Genomic DNA, 20,931 nt, shown 5'->3' with positions numbered 1-20,931 from the left:
GCGCTGGCGCGAAATCGCGCTACTCTCATCCCCCCTTCGCGGCCGATCCAAGCTAGGCAGTCAAACCAAGCGAGGTATCACATGACTCTTCGGATTTCGGGAAAGAGCGTCAGCGTCGGCGAGGCCCTGCGCGGCCGCGTCACCGACCGGACTGAAGAGGTCCTGCGTAAATATTTCGACGGCAACTATTCCGGGCACATCACGCTCAGCAAGGACGGCTTCGGCTTCCGCACCGACTGCGCGCTGCACCTCGATTCCGGAATTACGCTGGAGGCCGATTCGAACGCGCCCGATGCCTATGCCAGTGCCGACCTGGCGCTCCTGATGATCGAGAAGCGCCTCAAGCGCTACAAGAGCCGGCTCAAGGACCGCTCGGCCCGCAAGGCCCATGTCGCCTCCGCCGCTCTCGCCGCCATGGATGCCACGAGCTACGTGCTGGAAGCGCCGGGCGAGGGTGAGGACGAAGACGAGGTCACCGGCTACAGCCCCGTGATCATCGCCGAAGCCACCACCTCCCTGAAGCAGCTTTCGGTGAGCGAGGCCGTCATGGAGCTCGACCTCAGCGGTGCGCCCTGCCTGGTTTTCCAGCACGGCTCCAGCGGCCGGGTGAATATCATTTACCGCCGGGCCGACGGCAATGTGGGCTGGATCGACCCGCCGGGGGCCAAATCAGGTGGTTAGGGCCGGAACCGGGGCCCGTACCATCCGCAGCCTTAACAATGACGGGGGCAAAGCCGCACGCAGCAGTTGGCACCGGGATTGCGTTGGAGTAGAAGCGCCCCACATCAGGACCGGGCTAAGTTCCCCTCCTGCATCACCTTCTTGACGCCGGCCCGGCGTGGTTTCTCACCAAGCTGGCCAATTCGGAACCTGACGGTTTAATTCACCTCGGAAACCTTCCATGCCGATTACCGATCTGGTCGCGCCCGAGGCGATTCTCCCGGCATTGAAGGTCAACAGCAAGAAGCAAGCGCTCCAGGAACTCGCCGCCAGGGCGGCCGAGCTGACCGGGCAGAACGAGCGCTCCGTGTTCGAGGTGCTGCTGCAACGCGAGAAGCTCGGCACCACGGCGGTTGGCTACGGCGTCGCCATTCCCCACGGCAAGCTGCCCAAGCTGGAAAAGATCTTCGGCCTGTTCGCTCGCCTCGATCGCCCGATCGATTTCGAATCGATGGACGGCCAGCCGGTCGATCTCGTCTTCCTGCTGCTCGCCCCCGAAGGCGCCGGCGCCGACCATCTGAAGGCGCTCGCCCGCATTGCCCGCCTGCTGCGCGACCAGGACATCGCCAAAAAGCTCCGCGCTTCGCGCGACGCCCAGGCGATCTATTCCGTGCTGGCACTGCCGCCCGCGACTGCGGCTTAACAGGTTAGAGCCAATCGTTCATATATCGAGACTTCGCTCGCTCCTTTGCTCGACCAGATTTGCCGACGCTTTCTAAGGGAGAGCTTTCAGGTACTGCGACGGGGGCGTGCCTCCGTAAACTTCGCGAGGGGGCTGGCCCTTGATTACATTTCCCGTACTCGCCGGCATGTTTGGATGGTTGGCCAGCGTAGTTTGGCAATTGCGGCTTGCGAGTACCAAGGGAAAAGTTTGGAGCCGTAACGGCTATGTAACCCGTACAAGTAACGAGACAGTTTTCGGCGCCTGCGTGTGTTTCTACTGGGTCGCACTTGGGTGGGGAGCCGTGATGCTATTTTGCATGGTGATATCGATTATCAGGCAAATCTAGAACTGAGCATGACCCGGATTTGAGCATCCCGGCGTCGCCTTCCGGCTGATAGCACGCAGTATGCGGAAGCAAAGCGGGCACGCTTTCGTGCGAAGGCATGCCCCGCTTGAGATCCTAATCGTGCGACGTGCGTGCGCTCAGTGCACGCTCACCGCTTGCAGCTCCTTGCTCCAAGCGTTGGCGACTGCGGCGTAAGTCAACTTCCTTCCGCTATAGGGTAGAGATTGCTTCGAGCGTCACTGGCGGCCGCATCAGCGTCTCGTTGCCGTGGCGATAGAACTTCTGCGTCCAGGGGTTAAACACCGGCACGCGTGCTTCGATGAATTCGTCGATGTCCCGTGTGACTACGGCGAGATCTTGCAGGGCTGCGATGGCTGCAATGAACAGATCCGGTTGGCCGAATGTGTGGCCGCGCTTGCGACCCTCAACGATCATCGCCTTCCACCGCACGATCGCGTCTTCGGTGATGGCAAGGATCCGTCTCGCAAACAATGGTCGCACTGTGTTTTCCAACCACGATCGAAGATCGGCGCGCCTGGTAGCATCGGACAATTGTTCGATGCCGTAGACGATCTCCGCGATCGTTACGTCGCTAACGTAGAGTTCCTCTCCACTTTGGCTCGCGACGAAATCCATGACGTCAGGATTGGGCTGGGGCCTACGTAGTTCCGACACGACGTTGGTATCGAGCAGCCAGCCCCTCAAAGCTCGACATCCCGAACGCTGGACTTGACCGTCAGGCGCTCGAATTCCACGTCGGCTAGCGGGGACTTCGCAAAGGCCGTCACAATATCGCGGCCGCTCACGGGTCGCTGAAGGCGATCGAATTCCTCTGCGGCAACGATAACCGCCGCATCTTTGCCGTGCAGTGTAACCCGTTGTGGTCCTGTGCGCTGCGCCTCCCTGACAATCTGACTCAGGTGAGTTTTTGCATCTTGAAGGCTCCATCGGCGCGATCTGGAGCCATTCTTGAAAGAGGGACGCTTTGCGGTGGTCATGCTCATCGCCTCTAGTCTAAACAACCAGAATTTAGCATATCCGAATTTGACCGCCAAAGCAAAACGGGCATGCCTTCGCTTGAAGGCATGCCCGCTTGAAACTCTATTCGTGCGACGCGCGCGTGCTCAGTGCACGCTCACCGCTTGCAGTTCGTTGCTCCAGGCGTTCGCGATCGCGGCTTCGCGGCTGTCGGTCAGCATGATCGGCGTGCCGTCGGCGGCGTGGAGCGCGAAGAGCTTGAGGCCCGGCGCGATCTTCGGCGCTTCGGGAAACAGGCCCGGCACATCCTCCGAGCGGATCTGCTTCACATAGGCGATATGGCCTTCGCCGAGGGTTGCCAGCGTCTCGGGAGAGACATTCTTGGCTTCGTATTCGAACGCAACATGACCTTCACTCATGGTCTCGACTCCTCTCTCGAAACTAAGCGGTCGAGTCCGCTACTCGTTCCATTATTCGTGCTCATTGATAGCGATTGTCTTAACGATCCTCTCCGGTTCAGGCCGGGCAAGTTCGACCGACAACAGCCCGTTTTTCAGATCCGCACCCAGCACCAGCATCCCCTCCGCCAGCACGAAGGTGCGCTGGAAATGGCGCGCGGCGATGCCGCGATGGATGTATTGCCGGGACTTGTCGTCCTGCTGCCGCCCGCGAATGACGAGCTGGTTTTCCTCAATGGTTACATCGAGTTGGTCGCGGGTGAATCCGGCGACCGCCAGCGTGATTCGCAAACGCTCGGGCTGGCCGTCCGACCGGTCACACCTCTCGATATTGTAGGGAGGATAGCCGTCGGCGCCTTTGACGACGCGATCAAGCACGCGCTCGATCTCGTCGAAGCCCAGAAGGAACGGACTGGAAAGCGTGGGAACACGAGACATAGTTTACAAAGTCCTCTCGAAGCGACTTTGGTGCATCAGGGCCCGTCAAGGCACCCCTTGAGCAGCAATATGGTCATATCCCCGTGTCGGTTCAAGGACGTAGCTGGAATGGCCGGAGGCCAGGAGCTTCCGCTCGCCTGCGTTCCGGCCATCCACGATCTTGCCCGCGCCACTGAGACCGTGGATGCCCGCGACAAGGCCGGCACGACGAATTTGCGGGCCGATTTATCTCAACGAAAACAGACCCCCGGCTACTGTGCATGGGGTTGTTTTCGCGTTTTTAATCGACGGACCGGCGGAACCGGTTAGGCTTCGATCCGGGACCGCCCGTCGCCGCTGAAAAGATGCAGCTTCGCCCGCATTGCTGCGACGCGGATCCTCTCACCGATCGGCGGTGCCTCGGAGCCGGGAATGCGGACGATGACCTCGCCGGGCGGCAGCTCGCCGGGGGTGGCTGCTACGCGCTGCTCGTCCTGCTCCCGCGTGCCGTAGACAAAGGTTTCCGCGCCGACGCGCTCGATCGCTTCCACGGTGAGCGGCAGCGCGATGCCGCCGGCCGGGGTCTGGTCGGTGATGACAAAATCTTCCGGACGGATGCCGAGGATGCCGGCCTCGGTGCTGCCGAGCTGCGATTTGATCTCCTCGGCGCGAATCGACATCAGATTCATCGGCGGTGCCCCGATGAAGGAGGCGACGAAGGTCGTCGCCGGCTTCTCGTAGATCGCCAGGGGATTGCCGACCTGCTCGACCTGGCCGCCGTTCATCACCACGAGGACGTCGGCGAGCGTCATCGCCTCCAGCTGATCGTGGGTGACGTAGATCGACGTGGTGTTGAGCCGGCGCTGCAATTTGCGGATCTCGACGCGCATCGCGATGCGCAGCTTTGCATCGAGGTTCGACAGCGGCTCGTCAAACAAGAACACCTTCGGCTGGCGCACGATGGCGCGGCCCATGGCGACGCGCTGGCGCTGACCACCGGAGAGCTGGCGCGGCTTGCGCTCCAGCATCGGCGACAGTTCGAGCACGCGCGCGGCTTCCTCGACGCGGGTCTTGACCTCGGCCTCCTTCATGCCGCGGTTGCGCAGGCCGTAAGCCATGTTGTTGAAGACGCTCATATGCGGATAGAGCGCGTAGTTCTGGAACACCATCGCGATGTCGCGATCGGCGGGCTCGACCTGGTTGACGATTCGGCCGCCGATGTCGATCTCGCCGCCGGTGACGGTTTCGAGGCCCGCGACCATGCGCAGCAATGTCGACTTGCCGCAGCCGGAGGGACCGACCAGCACGCAGAACTGTCCGTCGCCGACATCGACGTTGACGCCCTTGATGGCCTCGATGCCGCCGGGATAGGTCTTGCGGACGTTGCGCAGGGTAACGTTAGCCATGGGATTTACTTTTCCGTCTCCACGAGTCCGCGCACGAACAATTTCTGCATGGCGACGACGACGAACACCGGCGGCAGCATCGCCAGCACGGCTGTCGCCATCACGATCGGCCATTCGGTCAGCGCGTCGGTGGTGGTGATCATCTTGCGGATGCCGACCTGGATGGTCTGCATGTCGTCGCGCGTGGTGATCAGCAGCGGCCAGAGATACTGATTCCAGCCGAGGATGAAGAGGATCACGAACAGCGCCGCCATGTTGGTGCGCGACAGGGGCAGCAGCGTATCCCAGAAGAAGCGCAGGGGACCGGCGCCGTCGATGCGCGACGCCTCCAGCAGCTCGTCCGGCACGGTCATGAAGAACTGGCGAAACAGCAGCGTCGCGGTGGCTGAGGCGATCAGCGGCAGCGCCAGGCCGGCATAGCTGTCGAGCATGTGGAGGTCCGCGACGATCTTGTAGGTCGGATAGATCCGCACCTCGACCGGCAGCATCAGGGTGATGAAGATGATCCAGAAGATCGGCATCCGGAACGGAAAGCGGAAATACACGATCGCATAGGCCGAGATGATCGAGATCGCGATCTTGCCGACCGCGATCAGCAGCGCCATCACCAGCGAGTTCAGCATCATGTTGCCGACGGGCTCGCGGGTCGAGCCGCTCGTGCCGACAAAGATGGTCTGGTAGTAGACCTCGAAGAAATGGCCGCCCGGCAGCAGCGACATCTGCCCGTTCGCGATCAGCGCGTTGTCCTGGGTCGAGGCGACGAACGCGATGTAGACCGGGAAGGCGACGATCGCGATCCCGATCCACAAAATGGCGTGAGCGACGTAGCGCCGAAAGCCCTCTTCCTCGACCATCAGTAGGTCACCTTGCGTTCGACGAAGCGAAACTGGATTCCGGTCAGCACGATCACCATGACCATCAGGATCACCGATTGCGCCGCGGAGCTGCCGAGATTGCCGCCGAGCAGGCCGTCGGAATAGACCTTGTAGACCAGCGTCACCGTCGACGTTCCCGGACCGCCGCGGGTCATGGTGTCGATGATGCCGAACGTGTCGAAGAAGGCGTAGACGATGTTGACGACCAGCAGGAAGAAGATCGTGGGCGACAACAGCGGGAAGGTCACGGTCCAGAAGCGCCGCATCGGACGCGCGCCGTCGATCGCGGCTGCCTCGAACACGCTCTTCGGAATCGCTTGCAGGCCGGCGAGAAAGAACAGGAAATTATATGAGATCTGCTTCCACGCGGCGGCAAGGATGATCAGCGCCGCGGCCTGGTCGCCGTCGAGCAGCGGATTCCAGTCGATGCCGGCTTCGCGCAGATAGCGCGAGAGCACGCCGAGCGAGGGATGCAGCATGAAGATCCAGAGCACGCCGACGACGGGCGGCGCGACGGCGTAGGGCCAGATCAGCAGCGTGCGATACAGCGAGCCGCCGCGCATCGGCTTGTCCGCCATGACCGCCAGCAGCAGGGCCACGGAGAGCGAAGAGACCGCGATCGCGAACGAGAAGAAGAAGGTCCGGACGATCGCCTCGAAATAGGCGGCGTCACTGAAGAGATCGAGATAATTGTCGAACCAGACGAAGCTGGTCGAGAGACCGAAGGCGTCCTGGAGCAGGAAGGACTGAATGACAGCCTGCGCAGCCGGCCAGTAGAAAAAGATCAGGACGATCGCAAGCTGCGGCGCAACCAGCGCGTAGGGCAATAGCCTTGATTGGAAAATGGCTTGCTTCTGCATGATGTCAGCTGAGCGGCAGGCCGGGTCGCGACCTGCCGCTCATCGCCTCACTTGACGGCGGTCTTTTCGAACTGACGCAGCATCGTGTTGCCGCGCTCGACGGCGGCATCGAGCGCCTGCTTGGCGGTCTTCTTGCCAGCCAGCGCCTGCTCGATCTCTTCCGACCAGACGTCACGCAGCTGAACCATGTTGCCGAGGCGCAGACCGCGCGAATTCTCGGTCGGCTCCTTGTTGGTCAGCTCGAGCAGCGGGGTCTCGAGGTAGGGCTGGTCCTTGTAGAAACCTTCTTCCTTCGCCTTGGCGTAGGCCGCCTTGGTGATCGGCAGATAGCCCGAGGCCTTGTGGATGTAGATCTGGCGGTCGGTGTCAGAGAGGAATGTCATGAACTTCGCAATGCCCTTGTACTCGTCGGCCGACTTGCCGCCCATGACCCAGAGCGAGGCGCCGCCGATGATCGAGTTCTGCGGCGCGCCCTTGACGTCCGGATAATACGGCATCGGCGCCGCGGTGAAGTTGAACTTGGCCTGCGCCTTGACGTTGCCGAAGAAGGCCGACGAGGTCAGGTAGATCGCGCACTCACCCGAAGTGAAGCGGCCTTCGCCTGTGTTGGTGCGACCGGCGTAGTCGTAAGTCTTGTCTTTTTGCAGCTCGACCAGCTTCTCGAGATGCTTGACCTGGAGCGGACCGTTGAACTCGAGCTTGGTGTCGAAGCCGTCGAGGCCGTTGGCTTTGCTGGAGAGCGGCACGTTGTGCCAGGCCGAGAGCTGTTCGAGATTGACCCAAGTGACCCAGGAGTTGGAGAAGCCGCAGGTCGGATGGCCGTTGTCGTGGAGCTTCTTGGCGGCTGCGAACGTCTCGGGCCAGGTCTTCGGGATCTCGACGCCGACCTTCTTGAGCTCGTCGAGGTTCACCCACATGACGGTCGACGACGAGTTGAAGGGGAACGACAGCATCTCGCCCTTGGAGGTCGAGTAATAGCCGCTGATCGCGGGCAGATAGGCCTTGGGATCGAATTTCTCGCCGGCCTCGGCCATCAGCTTGTAGACGGGCTTCACGGCGCCGGTCGCCGCCATCATGGTCGCGGTGCCGACTTCGAAGACCTGCATGATGTGGGGCGCGTTGCCGGCGCGGAAGGCCGCGATGCCGGCGTTCATCGTATCGGCGTAGTTGCCCTTGTAGGTCGGGATCACCTTGTAGTCGCTCTGCGCCGCGTTGAAGTCGGTGGCGAGCTTGACGATGACGTCGTTGTTGGCGCCGGTCATCGCGTGCCACCACTGGATTTCGGTCACGGCCAAGGCCGGCGAGGCCGACATTCCAACCGTGAGTGCAACAGCGGCAGCCGCTCCAAAGTATCGAAGAGCCATCAAGTAAACCTCCCTTGGGCCGTCAAAAATGATCGCTTGCGCTAGCAGCGCCATATGACGTTCACATGACTGTGTAAGCGGCCGAAACGAAAGCGGCAAGCGCTGGAAAAGGGAAGCAGGCAAATAGGCGAATGCGGAGCGGGCAGGTTTCTTCGTTCGCGGTGCAGCATTCGGGAGTGATGGGTTGGGTCGCTGCGTCGTCAGCAGAATAGCGCGAGGCAGACGCGCGGCCCGCGGGCTCCAAGCTCTCCCGCTTGCGGGAGAGGTTGGCGCAACGCGCCGGGTGAGGGCTCTCTCCTCTTGAGTCTCACTGCGGAGGCACCCTCTCCCCAACCCTCTCCCGCAAGCGGGCGAGGGAGCGCACCTTCCTTGCGGCGCGTTGTCAGTTCAATAGCGTCACGCCTCAGCGCTTGCGCTCGGGGCCGCAGACCGTGCCCTGCTCGACCATCGCGTCGATCTCGGGCTTGGAGTAGCCGAACTCGCCCAGCACCTCGGCCGAGTGCTGGCTGAATTTCGGCGGCAGGCGGCGCAGGCTCGGTTTGCTGCGATCAAGCCGGATCGGCGACGCCACGCCCTTGTACCAGTCCTTCTCGATGATATCGCCGCGGGCGATCGTATGCGGGTTGGTCAGCGCCTGGTCGATCTTCTGCACGGGGCCCGCGGGAAGGCCCGCGGCAAGCAGGCGATTGCACAGTGGCTCGGCCTCGTGCTGGCTGAACACGGCGGCAAGCTCGGCGCGCAGCGCTTCCCGATTGGCGATGCGGTCCTTGTTGCGGGCAAAGCGCGGATCGGTGCCGAGCTCGGGCTTGCCGATCTCCTTGGCGAGCTTGCGGAAGGTGCCGTCATTGCCGACGCCGATGAAGATGTCGTCGGTCTTGGTCGGGAAGATCGCGTAAGGCACGAGGTTGGGATGCTCGTTGCCGGTCAGCGACGGCGGCTTGCCATGCATGAAATAATTCGCGGTGTGCGGATGCATGATGGCGAGGCCGGTCTCGTACAGCGTCGTCTCCAGGAACTGGCCCTGGCCCGAGCGCTGCCGCTCCGACAGCGCCATCAGGATGCCGATCGCCGCATAGAGGCCGGTGCCGATGTCGACCAGCGGCACGCCGATCCGCATCGGTCCGCTCTCGGGCGAGCCGGTCGCCGCGATCATGCCGGTCATGGCCTGGATGATGGCGTCATAGCCGGGATTGCCGCCGCGCGGGCCGTCGGCACCGAAGCCGCAGATCCGGCAATGCACCAGGCGCGGGAATTTCTCGCGCAGCACCTCGCTGCCGATGCCCCATTTCTCCAGCGTGCCCGGCTTGAAGTTTTCGATCAGGACGTCGGCGCTTTCCAGCATCTTGAGCAGCACGAGGCGGCCGCCCTCGGAGGCGAGGTCGAGGCCGATCGAGCGCTTGTTGCGGTTGATGCCGATGAAATAGGCGGCGTCTTCCTCGTGGAAGGGAGGGCCCCAGTCGCGCACCTCGTCGCCTGCGGGCGGCTCGACCTTGATCACGTCGGCTCCGTGGTCGGCGAGGATCTGGGTGCAATAGGGACCGCCGAGCACGCGCGTGAGATCGATGACGCGCAGGCCGCTCATTGCGCCCGTGGCAGCTCCGGAACTGGCGGCTTCAGTCATGCCTTCGCTTCCCCTGTGTCCATATTGATCACAGGCCTAGCGAGGTTCGTCTGAGCCAGCAATGGCTTGTTGCGGAGGGCCGCATGCGCCCCGGCTGCGCCATCCCGCAGAATGGCAAATCAAACGGAACCGGCCGGCCCGAGGAGAATCCGGGCCAGCCAATCCCCCCTGCGATCAGACGACCGTCAGGCGGACGTCGACATTGCCGCGCGTCGCGTTGGAATAGGGGCACACCTTGTGAGCCTTCTCGACCAGTGCCTCGGCTTCGGCACGGGCAAGGCCCGGCAGCGATACGGCAAGGTCGATGTCGAGACCGAAGCCGCCGGCCGCGCGCGGGCCAATGCCGACGGTCGAGGTCACGGAGGCGTCAGCCGGAACCTTCGGCCCGCCCTGCGAGGACACGAATTTCATCGCGCCGATGAAGCAGGCGGCATAGCCTGCCGCAAACAACTGCTCGGGATTGTTGCCGTCGCCGCCGCCGCCGCCGAGCTCCTTCGGCGTGGTGAGCTTGACGTCGAGCGCGCCGTCGAGGGTCGCAGCATGGCCGTCGCGGCCGCCGGTGGCTTTTGCGCTGGTCTTGTAGAGGACGTTCACGGACATTTTGGTCTCCCTGGGTTTTCGCTGGCGCAATCTTTATCGTAGACAATTAGATTGCGTGCAATTGAAATTACGGAGCCTCACATTTAATTGTTCGCAATTGAATGTGCCGCCGGCCGGCCCCAGAATGGAGCAAGCTCGTGAGATTCTCTATGCCCCGGAAATCATCGGCAGCGGACCAGCCGCTGCGCCTCGACAACCAGATCTGCTTCGCGGTCTATTCGGCCGCGCATGCCTTCAACCGCGTCTACAAGCCGCTGCTGGACCGGCTCGGCCTGACCTATCCGCAATATCTGGTCATGCTGGTGCTGTGGGAGCGCGACGACGTGCCGGTGAAGGACATCGGCGAAAAGCTGTTCCTGGATTCGGGCACGCTGACGCCGCTGCTCAAGCGACTCGAAGCCGCCCACCTCGTCAAGCGCACGCGCTCGCGCGAGGACGAACGTCAGGTCCTGATCGCGCTAACGGCGCAGGGCCACGCCTTGAAGGACAAGGCGCGCTCCGTGCCGCAATCGATCCTGGCAGCGTCGGACTGCTCGGTCTCGGAACTGGTCACGATGAAGGACGAGATCGTCGCGCTGCGCGATAGGTTGAATGCGGTGATCGGGGAGTAGGGTTAGGTTTACGTGCTTAGGACAGCCGCTTCTTCGTGAATGCTCGGCCGGAGTGAGACTTTAGGTACGCTTCAAAAGCGAGCGCTTTGTACTTGTCAGGGAAGGCGCAGTACCAGATCAGCTTCCAAGGCTTAAACTTGGCGGTGTGGGTGGATTTGCCAGCATTGTGCTCTGGAATCCGCCGCTTCAGATTTTCCGTGGCCCCAACGTATTCCTGCTCGGGAAATTCGATGCTGCGGAGGATGTAGACGTACCACATTGACGATTATCGCCTGGGCAGCCGTTGCGTGGGAATGTCACCAGTCCGTCTTCGCCCTTCGGGCTTCGCCGGACACCACGCTTCGCCCTTCGGGCTGTGCGCGGCTGCGCCACGCGTAGCCCGAAGGGCGAAGCGTGGTGGAGCCAGGCGGGATCGAACCGCCGACCTCTTGCATGCCATGCAAGCGCTCTCCCAGCTGAGCTATGGCCCCTTAACCGTCCGACGCGCCGTGGGCGACGCGTCGGGAAAGACCCAGAACCACAGTTCTGGGATTATCTCAAGTCTCTTCATCACCGGTGACATCACCAATGATGTCGGTGACGTCCTCATCGCCCTCTTCGTCGTCGGCGATAAAGGTCGAATCATCGTCATCGTCGTCGTCGATGGTCTCGTCGGCCTCGATGTCGTCCTCGGATTCGGGCACGACGGCCTTGACCTTGCCGGTGTTCTCCTCGGCATCGGCCTCCTCGAGCGAGACTTCCTCGACTTCCGCCGGCTCCGGCTTGGTGTCGGCGGCTGCTGCCGCGTGGCGGGCTTCGGCGCCGCGAGGCGCGCGAGCCGGCGCCACGGGCGCGATCGGCACGACCTCACCGGTGTACGGCGAGATCACCGGACTCTTGTTGAGGTCATAGAACTTCTTGCCCGTGGTTGGGCAAATACGTTTGGTTCCGAGTTCGGACTTGGCCACGGCAGAGGAATCCTGGAAATGTCTGAAAAGCGGTGTTTCACTTGGCTAGTTGGCGGCCCGCTGTCAATAGCGCATTACGGGAGAACGACATGCCCGTGACGGCGGAGAGACCATGTGGTACCTGCCCGCGAGCCCAGAGGGCACATCCAAGGACACAATCTTGACCCATTCCGACAAGCCGACGCCGCTTCAGTCGCGCGCCAGCGGCCCCCTGACCGGAAAAGTACGGGTGCCTGGGGACAAGTCGATCTCCCACCGTGCCCTCATCCTGGGCGCGCTCGCGGTTGGAGAGACCAGGATCTCGGGCCTCCTTGAGGGCGAGGACGTCCTCAACACCGCAAAAGCCATGGAAGCGCTCGGCGCCCGGGTCGAGCGCATAGGTGATTTCACCTGGACGGTGAACGGCGTGGGTGTTGCCGGCTTCGCCGAGCCCAAGGCGCCGCTGGATTTCGGCAACTCCGGCACCGGCTGCCGGCTGGTCATGGGCGCCGTCGCCGGCTGCCCGATCTCGGCGGTGTTCGACGGCGATGCCTCGCTGCGCAGCCGGCCCATGCGCCGGATCCTGGACCCATTGGAAAAGATGGGCGCGAAGGTCGTCTCCGGTGGCGAGGGCGGCCGTCTGCCGCTGACCGTCCAGGGCGCGCGCGATCCGCTGCCGATCAGCTACAAGACCCCGGTCGCCTCGGCCCAGATCAAATCCGCCGTGCTGCTCGCGGGCCTGGCCGCGCCGGGCACCACCACGGTCATCGAGACCGAGGCCAGCCGCGACCATACCGAGCTGATGCTGAAGCACTTTGGCGCCGACATCACCTCCGCGCAGGAGGGCCAGCACGGCCGCCGTATCACGCTCGTCGGTCAACCTGAGCTGCATGGCGCCAATGTCGTCGTGCCCGCCGATCCCTCATCGGCGGCGTTTCCCATTGTTGCTGCGCTGATCGTCGAAGGCTCCGATGTCGTCCTGTCCGACGTCATGACCAATCCGCTGCGGACGGGCCTGTTCACGACGCTGCGCGAGATGGGTGCCTCGATCGAGGAGAGCGGGGTGCGTGGCGACGCCGGCGAGCCGATGGCGAAGCTGCGCGTGCGCGCTTCGAAACTGCGTGGTGTTGTGGTGCCGCCGGAGCGCGCGCCCGCGATGATCGACGAATATCTGGTGCTGGCGGTGGCGGCCGCCTTCGCCGAGGGCACGACCATCATGCGCGGCCTCCAGGAGCTGCGCGTCAAGGAATCCGATCGTCTCGAAGCCACCGCCGCCATGCTCCGCGTCAACGGCGTGAAGGTCGAGGTCTCCGGCGACGACCTGATCGTCGAAGGCCGCGGCCATGTCCCCGGCGGCGGCCTCGTCGCCACCCACATGGATCATCGCATCGCCATGTCCGCGCTGGTGATGGGCTGCGCGTCCGACCAGCCCGTGACCATCGACGACACCGCCTTCATCGCCACCAGTTTCCCGGATTTCATTCCGATGATGCGTTCGCTTGGGGCCGAATTTTCATGATCATCGCCATCGACGGGCCCGCGGCGTCGGGCAAGGGCACGCTCGGCAAGCGTCTTGCCCACCATTACGGCTACCGTCACCTCGATACCGGCGTGATCTATCGCGCGGTAGCCTATTCGCTGATGCAGTCCGGGCATGATCTCAGGGACGAGACGGCGGCAGTCGCGGCAGCGTTGGAACTCGATCCCGAAAAGTTCGGCAATCCCGCCCTGAAGACCCAGAAGGCCGGCGAGGGCGCTTCCATCGTCTCGGCGATCCCCAAAGTCCGCGAGGCCCTGGTCGGTTTTCAGCGGCAATTCGCTGCCGATCCGCCCGGCGCCGTGCTCGATGGGCGGGATATTGGAACCGTGATCTGCCCCCATGCCGACGTGAAGATCTTCGTCGTCGCCGACCCCATGGTGCGCGCCCGCCGCCGGACCATGGAGGCCAAGGCGCGGGGCGAGGAGGCCGACGAGGCGGCCGTGCTCGCCGACATCATCCAGCGCGACGAGCGCGACAAGAACCGGCCGATTGCGCCGTTAAAACCGGCCGCGGATGCTTACTTGCTAGATAACTCCCAACTGGATATAGAAGGCGGCGTCCGGGCCGCCATCGACATTATCGAGGCCGTCCGAGCGGGCCGGTCGCGGGGTTAAGCCGCTGCCGTCATTGGAGGAAGCGCCCGCTCCCGCTCTTTGAGGTCGATACTTCGGTCCCTGTTCGGGACCGACGCGATCAGGCTCCGGACAAAGATTTCCACGTATCGAATGCGCGGGCCTCAGCCGGCCCGCTTCCGCTGTTCCGGTGCCAGGCCGGGGCAACGAGCGGTCGCTCGAAGGTTCTGCGGACCTTCCGACACTGCGCGTACGATGCGCCCATGAACCCAACGGCCGGCACGACATCCGCAACTGGAGAACAAATGGCTTCGACTTCTGCTGATACCTATAGCCCGTCGCGCGACGATTTCGCCGCGATGCTCGACGAGTCCTTCGCAGGTGGCAACCTGCAGGAAAGCTCAGTCATCAAGGGCAAGGTTGTTGCAATCGAAAAGGACATGGCCGTCATTGACGTCGGCCTGAAGACCGAGGGCCGCGTCGCCCTGCGCGAATTTTCCGGCCCCGGCCGTGAGAGCGAACTCAAGGTCGGCGACGAGGTGGAAGTGTTCCTCGATCGCATCGAGAACGCCCTCGGCGAAGCCGTGCTGTCGCGCGACAAGGCGCGCCGCGAAGAGAGCTGGGGCAAGCTCGAGAAGGCTTTCCAGAACAACGAGAAGGTCAACGGCGTCATCTTCAACCAGGTCAAGGGCGGCTTCACCGTCGACCTCGACGGTGCCGTGGCCTTCCTGCCGCGTTCGCAGGTCGATATCCGTCCGATCCGCGACGTTGCGCCGCTGATGAACAACTCGCAGCCTTTCCAGATCCTCAAGATGGACCGCCGCCGCGGCAACATCGTCGTGTCCCGCCGCACGGTTCTCGAAGAGACCCGCGCCGAGCAGCGCCAGGAGCTGGTGCAGAACCTCGAAGAGGGTCAGGTCATCGACGGCGTGGTCAAGAACATCACCGATTACGGTGCGTTCGTTGATCTCGGCGGCATCGACGGTCTGCTGCACGTCACCGATATCGCGTGGCGCCGCGTCAATCATCCGACCGAGGTGCTCTCGATCGGCCAGACCGTGAAGGTCAAGATCATCAAGATCAACCACGAGACGCACCGCATCTCGCTGGGCATGAAGCAGCTGCTGGACGATCCGTGGCAGGGCATCGAAGCCAAGTACCCGCTGGGGTCCCGCTTCACCGGCCGCGTCACCAACATCACCGACTACGGTGCGTTCGTCGAGCTCGAGCCGGGCATCGAAGGCCTGATCCACGTCTCCGAGATGTCGTGGACCAAGAAGAACATGCACCCCGGCAAGATCGTTTCGACCTCGCAGGAAGTCGAAGTGCAGGTGCTGGAAGTCGATTCCGTCAAGCGCCGCATCTCGCTCGGCCTCAAGCAGACCATGCGCAACCCGTGGGAGGTCTTCGTCGAAGGTCACCCGACCGGTTCGACGGTCGAGGGCGAGGTCAAGAACAAGACCGAGTTCGGTCTGTTCCTGGGCCTCGAGGGCGACGTCGACGGCATGGTCCATCTCTCCGACCTCGACTGGAAGGTTCCGGGCGAGCAGGTGATCGACAACTACAAGAAGGGCGACATGGTGAAGGCCGTGGTGCTCGATGTGGACGTCGAGAAGGAGCGTATCTCGCTAGGCATCAAGCAGCTCGAAGGCGACCCCTTCGCCGAGCCGGGCGATGTCAAGAAGGGCGCGGTCGTGACCTGCGAAGTGCTCGAAGTGAAGGAGGGGCGGCATCGAGGTGAAGATCATCGGTACCGACTTCGCCACTTTCGTGAAGCGCTCGGAGCTCGCCCGTGACCGCAACGATCAGCGCACCGAACGTTTCGCCGTCGGCGAGAAGGTCGATGCCCGCGTGATCCAGTTCGACAAGAAGGCCCGCAAGGTCCAGGTGTCGATCAAGGCGCTCGAAGTCGCCGAAGAGAAGGAAGCCATCGCGCAATACGGCTCCTCCGATTCGGGAGCGACGCTCGGCGACATCCTCGGCACCGCGCTCAAGAACCGCGACACCAAGTAAGCGAAACGTACGTTTCGCTGCATCAAAGCCCCGGCGCAAGCCGGGGCTTTTTTGTGTGCGCCCGGCTACGCGGCCTCCGCCGAGCCAGGCCTTGTTTTCTTCAAATTGCGCCGCAATTGATGTATCCAGATAAGCCAATGGTCACGCTGTGACGGCACAACGCGCTTGGCCCTTCATTTTGGAGATATTCCGATGTCGCTCGATTCGGACATCATCGTCGATCGCCGCAGGATCCGCCGCAAGCTGACGTTCTGGCGCGTGATGGCTGCGCTGATCGCGATCGCGGCGATTGCAGGCTTCGCGCTGGTGGCGACGCCGGGTGCGCGCGGCACGTTCGCGTCCGCCGGCTCGATCGCGCGGGTCCAGATCGAGGGCCTGATCCGCAGCGATTCCGATCGCACGCAGGCGCTGGAGCGACTGGAGAATTCGCAGGCTGCCGCCGTCATCGTCCACATCAACTCGCCGGGCGGCACCACCGCCGGCTCCGAGCAGCTCTATGATTCGCTTGTGAGTCTGAAGGCGAAGAAGCCTCTCGTCGTCGTGGTCGAAGGGCTTGCGGCGTCCGGCGGCTACATCACCGCAATCGCCAGCGACCACATCATCGCCCAGCAGAGCTCGCTGGTCGGCTCGATCGGCGTGCTGTTCCAGTTTCCAAACTTCTCGGAGCTGCTGAAAACCGTCGGCGTCAAGGTCGAGGAGGTGAAATCCACGCCGCTGAAGGCCGCGCCCAACGGTTTTGAGCCGACCAGCCCCGAGGCACGGGCTGCGCTCGATGCGCTGGTGAAGGACTCCTATGCCTGGTTCAAGGGCCTGGTGAAGGAACGGCGTGGCATGGATGACACGCAGCTCGAGAAAGTGGTTGATGGCCGTGTCTTCACCGGACGCCAGGCGATCGATCTCAAGCTGATCGACCAGATCGGCGACGAGAAGACCGCCGTGACCTGGCTGGTCGAGCAGAAGGGCGTCAAGAAGGGGCTCTCCGTGCGCGATTACAAGTTGCAGCCGCGCTTCGGCGATCTGCCGTTCCTCAAGACTGCGGCCGCAGTGACGCTGGAAGCGCTGGGTTTAGGCTCGATTGCGCATCAAATCGGACAAACCGGCGTCGCACAGGCGGTCGATCGGATCGGAATGGATGGAATGCTGGCCTTGTGGCAGCCGGCGGCGTCGAACTGACCGGCGCCGGGCGAGCCCCAGAAGCTTTTCCCGTTCGACGCGTGCCGGGCCAGCCCGCTTTTTCGGCATTTGTCACGCATTTTCACGACGCTCAATCTTCATTTAGCGTCTTGACAGATCACGGTATTTTCACGGAAATGGTCATCCGCACGCTCCCGGGTCCTATCTCTCAATGATCAAATCCGAACTTGTTCAGCGTATCGCCGAGCACAACCCGCATCTGTACCAGCGGGATGTCGAGAACATTGTGAATGCGATTCTCGAAGAGATCGTAGCGGCTCTCGCGCGCGGTGACCGCGTCGAGTTGCGCGGCTTCGGTGCCTTCTCGGTCAAGCATCGCCCTGCACGCGCAGGGCGCAATCCGCGCACCGGCGCCCATGTGCCCGTCGACCAGAAGAGCGTTCCGTTCTTCAAGACCGGCAAGGAAATGCGCGAACGGTTGAATCGCGACCATCCGGATCCAGGCGCGCCAGACTGAGGCCGACGTCAGGGTTTCCCGCGGTCGCGAGCGATGGGGCCGCAAGCTTGATTCAAGGCGAGCGAAGCGAGATGCGAAAGTTCCTGACCGCGCTGATCGTGATTCCGCTGGGCCTGATCCTGATGGTCTTTGCCGTCGCCAACCGGCAATTCGTCACGGTCTCGTTCGATCCCTTCGTTTCCAACGATCCGTCATTCTCGGTCACGCTGCCGCTGTTCCTGCTTCTGATCGTGGTGGCTGCGCTCGGGGTCTTCGCAGGCGGCTGTGCCGTCTGGTTCGGCCAGCGGCACTGGCGGCGTGCGGCGCGCCGGAATGAGGCGGAGGCCCGGGCCGCACGGGGCGAACTGGCCGATCTGCGAGCCCAGGCGGCCGCAGCAAGGCCCGAGTCCCAGCGCCTCCCCGTTCCCTTCGGGGTGGGCCTTTACGGGCCGGTCGGGCGAGACAAGCAGCGCGCGAGGTTGTAGAAGCGGCCGCAACCGACAACCCTGTTTTCCGGCCGCCGGCCCGCGGCCTCCATTTGCTTTGAGCCCATATCCTTGGAAAACATGTCCCTGCTCGTCAAAATCTGCGGCCTGTCCACGCCCGAGACGCTCGAAACGGCGCTCGACGCGGGTGCCGACATGGTGGGGTTCGTGTTCTTCCCGCCGTCGCCGCGGCATTTGTCGCTGGAGGCGGGGCGGGACCTCGGCCGGCAGGTGAAACGGCGCGCGCTCAAGCTCGCGCTCACCGTCGACGCCGACGATGCCACGCTCGACAACATCATGGACGCGCTGTCGCCGGACATTTTCCAGCTTCACGGCAAGGAGAGCGTGGCGCGGCTGCGCGACATCAAGCAGCGGTTCGGTCGCCCGGTGATGAAGGTCGTGCCGGTCGCAACATCAGCCGATCTCGCCGTGCTGCCTGGCTACCTCGCGGTCGCCGATCGCATCCTATTCGACGCACGCGCTCCGAAAGACGCGACCCGGCCCGGTGGCCTGGGTGCGCCGTTCGATTGGCGCCTGCTCGAAAACCTTGAGCTCGCGCTGCCGTATATGGTTTCGGGCGGGCTACATCCAGGGAACGTCGCCGAAGCCCTTCGCGTCACCCGCGCCGGCGGTGTCGACGTCTCCTCCGGTGTCGAGAGCGCACCGGGCGTGAAGGACCCCGAGATGATCAAAGCCTTCATTCGCGCTGCGCGCGCAAGCCAAGATGCAAGTCAAAAGTTGAGCGTCCGATGAATAGCGTAAAACCCAATTCCTATCGCAGCGGGCCCGACGAGCGCGGCCATTTCGGCATTTTCGGCGGACGCTTCGTCGCCGAAACCCTGATGCCGCTGATCCTCGATCTGGAGAAGGCCTACACCGAGGCCAAGGCCGATCCGGCCTTCCAGTCCGAGATGAACGGCTATCTCAAGAATTATGTCGGCCGGCCCTCGCCGCTTTATTTCGCCGAGCGCCTGACCGAACATCTCGGCGGCGCAAAAATCTACCTCAAGCGTGAAGAGCTCAACCACACCGGCTCCCACAAGGTGAACAACGTGCTCGGCCAGATCATGCTGGCGCGGCGCATGGGCAAGAAGCGCATCATCGCCGAGACCGGCGCCGGCCAGCACGGTGTCGCCACTGCGACGCTGTGCGCGCGCTTCGGTCTCGACTGCGTCGTCTATATGGGCGCCGTCGACGTCGAGCGGCAGCAACCCAATGTCATCCGCATGGAAATGCTGGGCGCCAAGGTGATCCCGGTGCAGTCGGGCACGCGCACGCTGAAGGACGCCATGAACGAGGCGCTGCGCGACTGGGTCACCAACGTGCACGATACCTTCTACTGCATCGGCACTGTCGCCGGTCCGCATCCCTATCCGACGCTGGTGCGCGACTTCCAGTCGATCATCGGCAACGAGACCAAGGCGCAGATGCAGGAGATCGAAGGCCGCCTGCCGGATTCGCTGGTCGCCTGCATCGGCGGCGGCTCCAACGCGATGGGCCTGTTTCATCCCTTCCTCGACGATTCCACCGTCCAAATCTTCGGCGTCGAAGCCGCCGGCCACGGGCTGACGCAACTGCATGCCGCCTCAATCGCGGGGCGGCCGTCCCGGCGTGCTGCACGGCAACCGCACCTATCTCCTGATGGATGCCGACGGCCAGATCCAGGACGCGCATTCGATCTCGGCCGGCCTCGATTATCCCGGCATCGGCCCCGAGCATTCCTGGCTGCACGAGATCGGCCGCGTGAACTATCTCTCCGCGACCGACGACGAGGCGCTCGCAGCGTTCCAGTTGTTGTCAAAGCTGGAAGGCATCATCCCCGCGCTCGAGCCGGCGCATGCCATCGCCAAGGTGATGGAGCTCGCGCCGAAGCGGGCAAAAGATCACCTGATGGTCGTCAACCTCTCCGGCCGCGGCGACAAGGACGTCCCGCAGGTCGGCGACATCCTGAGGGGCAAGAGCAAGTGACCACGCGTATCGACACCCGTTTCGCCGAGTTGAAAAAAGCCGGCCGCGCGGCCTTCGTCACCTTCGTGATGGCCGGCGATCCCGATCCGGCGACCTCGCTCGAGATCATCAAGGCGCTGCCGAAGGCGGGCGCCGATGTGATCGAGCTCGGCATGCCCTTTACCGATCCAATGGCCGACGGCCCGTCGATCCAGGCCGCCGGCCTTCGCGCGCTCAAGGTCGGCATGACGCTGAAGAAGACGCTCGATCTCGTGCGCGGCTTCCGCAAGGACGACAACGCCACGCCGATCGTGCTGATGGGCTATTACAACCCGATCTACATCTATGGCGTCGACAAATTCTTAGGTGATGCGAAAGCCGCCGGCATCGACGGCCTCATCATCGTCGACTTGCCGCCGGAGGAGGACGACGAGCTCTGCCTGCCCGCGATGAAGGCCGGCCTCAACTTCATCCGCCTGGCGACGCCGACCACCGACGACAAGCGTCTGCCGGCGGTGCTCGCCAACACCTCGGGCTTTGTCTATTACGTCGCGATCACCGGCATCACAGGCGCGGCGGCGGCTGACGCGTCCTCCGTGAGCGAGGCGGTTACCCGTATCAAGCGGCACACCAAGCTGCCGGTCTGCGTCGGCTTCGGCATCCGCACGCCGGAGAACGCCCGCGCCATTGCGTCCCATGCCAATGGCGCCGTGGTCGGCACCGCGCTGATCGACGCCCTCAAGAACAGCCTCGATGCGGACGGGCGCGCCACCGGCAAAACCGTTAACGCCGTCGCCGAGTTGACGGCGGCCCTGGCCCAGGGCGTCAAGGGCGCGCAACAGGCGGCGGAATAGGCCACAATTCCGCTTCTCGGGCGGGCGACACGGCGGCTTGCCGG

22 protein-coding genes, 1 tRNA gene and 2 pseudogenes are annotated in these 20,931 nt (G+C 63.4%); 12 read left to right on the top strand and 13 right to left on the bottom strand.

Annotation, left to right across the window (positions count from 1 at the left end; all coding sequences use genetic code 11):
• Window positions 1–81 precede the first annotated feature (81 nt).
• Window positions 82–681, top strand: a complete 600-nt coding sequence (gene hpf, locus ACVWW3_RS30825) for a ribosome hibernation-promoting factor, HPF/YfiA family (protein ID WP_247352758.1) — start codon at window positions 82–84, stop codon at window positions 679–681.
• Window positions 682–901: 220 nt separating this feature from the next.
• Window positions 902–1,363 (top strand): PTS IIA-like nitrogen regulatory protein PtsN, encoded by a 462-nt coding sequence (gene ptsN / locus ACVWW3_RS30820; protein ID WP_007598573.1) that lies wholly within the window; start codon window positions 902–904, stop codon window positions 1,361–1,363.
• 577 nt (window positions 1,364–1,940) lie between these two features.
• Here ptsN and ACVWW3_RS30815 read toward each other — a convergent pair.
• The 10 genes from ACVWW3_RS30815 to ACVWW3_RS30770 form a co-directional block, all read right to left on the bottom strand.
• Window positions 1,941–2,435: a type II toxin-antitoxin system VapC family toxin gene (locus ACVWW3_RS30815; RefSeq protein ID WP_354048880.1), complete on the bottom strand. Its 495-nt coding sequence runs from the start codon at window positions 2,433–2,435 to the stop codon at window positions 1,941–1,943.
• Window positions 2,432–2,728: a type II toxin-antitoxin system Phd/YefM family antitoxin gene (locus ACVWW3_RS30810; RefSeq protein ID WP_456647679.1), complete on the bottom strand. Its 297-nt coding sequence runs from the start codon at window positions 2,726–2,728 to the stop codon at window positions 2,432–2,434. Before ACVWW3_RS30810 ends, ACVWW3_RS30815 begins: the two co-directional genes overlap by 4 nt.
• 126 nt (window positions 2,729–2,854) lie before the next feature.
• On the bottom strand, window positions 2,855–3,127 hold the full coding sequence (locus ACVWW3_RS30805) for a BQ00720 family protein (protein WP_007598581.1): 273 nt from the start codon (window positions 3,125–3,127) through the stop codon (window positions 2,855–2,857).
• 51 nt (window positions 3,128–3,178) lie between these two features.
• Entirely contained in the window at window positions 3,179–3,604 is a 426-nt protein-coding gene (locus tag ACVWW3_RS30800) for an Hsp20 family protein (RefSeq protein ID WP_456647680.1), read from the bottom strand.
• A gap of 305 nt (window positions 3,605–3,909) precedes the next feature.
• Complete coding sequence (locus ACVWW3_RS30795; protein ID WP_456647681.1) at window positions 3,910–4,989, bottom strand: sn-glycerol-3-phosphate import ATP-binding protein UgpC; 1,080 nt, start codon at window positions 4,987–4,989, stop codon at window positions 3,910–3,912.
• A gap of 5 nt (window positions 4,990–4,994) precedes the next feature.
• Complete coding sequence (ugpE, locus tag ACVWW3_RS30790; protein WP_354048887.1) at window positions 4,995–5,843, bottom strand: sn-glycerol-3-phosphate ABC transporter permease UgpE; 849 nt, start codon at window positions 5,841–5,843, stop codon at window positions 4,995–4,997.
• Window positions 5,843–6,724: a sn-glycerol-3-phosphate ABC transporter permease UgpA gene (gene ugpA / locus ACVWW3_RS30785; protein WP_247443150.1), complete on the bottom strand. Its 882-nt coding sequence runs from the start codon at window positions 6,722–6,724 to the stop codon at window positions 5,843–5,845. The genes ugpE and ugpA overlap by 1 nt, the downstream gene beginning before the upstream one ends.
• A 47-nt stretch (window positions 6,725–6,771) precedes the next feature.
• Complete coding sequence (gene ugpB, locus ACVWW3_RS30780; RefSeq protein ID WP_456647682.1) at window positions 6,772–8,088, bottom strand: sn-glycerol-3-phosphate ABC transporter substrate-binding protein UgpB; 1,317 nt, start codon at window positions 8,086–8,088, stop codon at window positions 6,772–6,774.
• 403 nt (window positions 8,089–8,491) lie between these two features.
• On the bottom strand, window positions 8,492–9,709 hold the full coding sequence (locus tag ACVWW3_RS30775; RefSeq protein ID WP_456647683.1) for a CaiB/BaiF CoA transferase family protein: 1,218 nt from the start codon (window positions 9,707–9,709) through the stop codon (window positions 8,492–8,494).
• 174 nt (window positions 9,710–9,883) lie between these two features.
• Entirely contained in the window at window positions 9,884–10,309 is a 426-nt protein-coding gene (locus tag ACVWW3_RS30770) for an organic hydroperoxide resistance protein (protein ID WP_456647684.1), read from the bottom strand.
• A gap of 149 nt (window positions 10,310–10,458) precedes the next feature.
• Between ACVWW3_RS30770 and ACVWW3_RS30765 the strand changes: the two genes are divergently transcribed.
• Window positions 10,459–10,920: a MarR family winged helix-turn-helix transcriptional regulator gene (locus ACVWW3_RS30765; protein ID WP_456647685.1), complete on the top strand. Its 462-nt coding sequence runs from the start codon at window positions 10,459–10,461 to the stop codon at window positions 10,918–10,920.
• 16 nt (window positions 10,921–10,936) lie between these two features.
• On the opposite strand, the gene ACVWW3_RS30760 is transcribed toward ACVWW3_RS30765, so the two are convergent.
• The 3 genes from ACVWW3_RS30760 to ACVWW3_RS30750 form a co-directional block, all read right to left on the bottom strand.
• Window positions 10,937–11,179, bottom strand: a complete 243-nt coding sequence (locus tag ACVWW3_RS30760) for a GIY-YIG nuclease family protein (RefSeq protein ID WP_247443153.1) — start codon at window positions 11,177–11,179, stop codon at window positions 10,937–10,939.
• A 135-nt stretch (window positions 11,180–11,314) separates the two neighbouring features.
• Window positions 11,315–11,390: transfer RNA gene (locus ACVWW3_RS30755), tRNA-Ala, on the bottom strand.
• 66 nt (window positions 11,391–11,456) lie between these two features.
• Window positions 11,457–11,867, bottom strand: coding sequence for a TIGR02300 family protein (locus ACVWW3_RS30750; RefSeq protein ID WP_247352776.1), 411 nt, complete (start codon window positions 11,865–11,867; stop codon window positions 11,457–11,459).
• 112 nt (window positions 11,868–11,979) lie between these two features.
• Here ACVWW3_RS30750 and aroA point away from each other — a divergent pair, with 112 nt between their 5' ends.
• From aroA to trpA, 9 genes and pseudogenes are all read left to right on the top strand, one after another.
• Window positions 11,980–13,365 (top strand): 3-phosphoshikimate 1-carboxyvinyltransferase, encoded by a 1,386-nt coding sequence (gene aroA, locus ACVWW3_RS30745; RefSeq protein ID WP_456647686.1) that lies wholly within the window; start codon window positions 11,980–11,982, stop codon window positions 13,363–13,365.
• On the top strand, window positions 13,362–14,000 hold the full coding sequence (gene cmk / locus ACVWW3_RS30740; RefSeq protein WP_247352780.1) for a (d)CMP kinase: 639 nt from the start codon (window positions 13,362–13,364) through the stop codon (window positions 13,998–14,000). Before aroA ends, cmk begins: the two co-directional genes overlap by 4 nt.
• Window positions 14,001–14,263: 263 nt before the next feature.
• A pseudogene (gene rpsA, locus ACVWW3_RS30735) lies at window positions 14,264–15,971 on the top strand (30S ribosomal protein S1).
• A 192-nt stretch (window positions 15,972–16,163) separates the two neighbouring features.
• Window positions 16,164–17,144, top strand: a complete 981-nt coding sequence (gene sppA / locus ACVWW3_RS30730) for a signal peptide peptidase SppA (protein ID WP_247444535.1) — start codon at window positions 16,164–16,166, stop codon at window positions 17,142–17,144.
• Between the two features lie 172 nt (window positions 17,145–17,316).
• Window positions 17,317–17,622: an integration host factor subunit beta gene (locus ACVWW3_RS30725; protein ID WP_007598410.1), complete on the top strand. Its 306-nt coding sequence runs from the start codon at window positions 17,317–17,319 to the stop codon at window positions 17,620–17,622.
• 71 nt (window positions 17,623–17,693) lie between these two features.
• The gene (locus tag ACVWW3_RS30720; protein ID WP_247352785.1) at window positions 17,694–18,086 is read left to right on the top strand and encodes a lipopolysaccharide assembly protein LapA domain-containing protein; all 393 of its coding nucleotides are present in this window, start codon (window positions 17,694–17,696) and stop codon (window positions 18,084–18,086) included.
• 81 nt (window positions 18,087–18,167) lie between these two features.
• Complete coding sequence (locus ACVWW3_RS30715; RefSeq protein ID WP_247352787.1) at window positions 18,168–18,839, top strand: phosphoribosylanthranilate isomerase; 672 nt, start codon at window positions 18,168–18,170, stop codon at window positions 18,837–18,839.
• Window positions 18,836–20,054: pseudogene (gene trpB / locus ACVWW3_RS30710) on the top strand (tryptophan synthase subunit beta). Before ACVWW3_RS30715 ends, trpB begins: the two are co-directional and overlap by 4 nt.
• Entirely contained in the window at window positions 20,051–20,887 is an 837-nt protein-coding gene (trpA, locus tag ACVWW3_RS30705) for a tryptophan synthase subunit alpha (protein WP_247444538.1), read from the top strand. Before trpB ends, trpA begins: the two are co-directional and overlap by 4 nt.
• Window positions 20,888–20,931 lie beyond the last annotated feature (44 nt).

The sequence above is a fragment of the Bradyrhizobium sp. LM2.9 genome, assembly GCF_054056555.1.
Note: the sequence above shows the minus strand (reverse complement) of the source record. Positions and strands in the feature narration are given on the sequence as shown.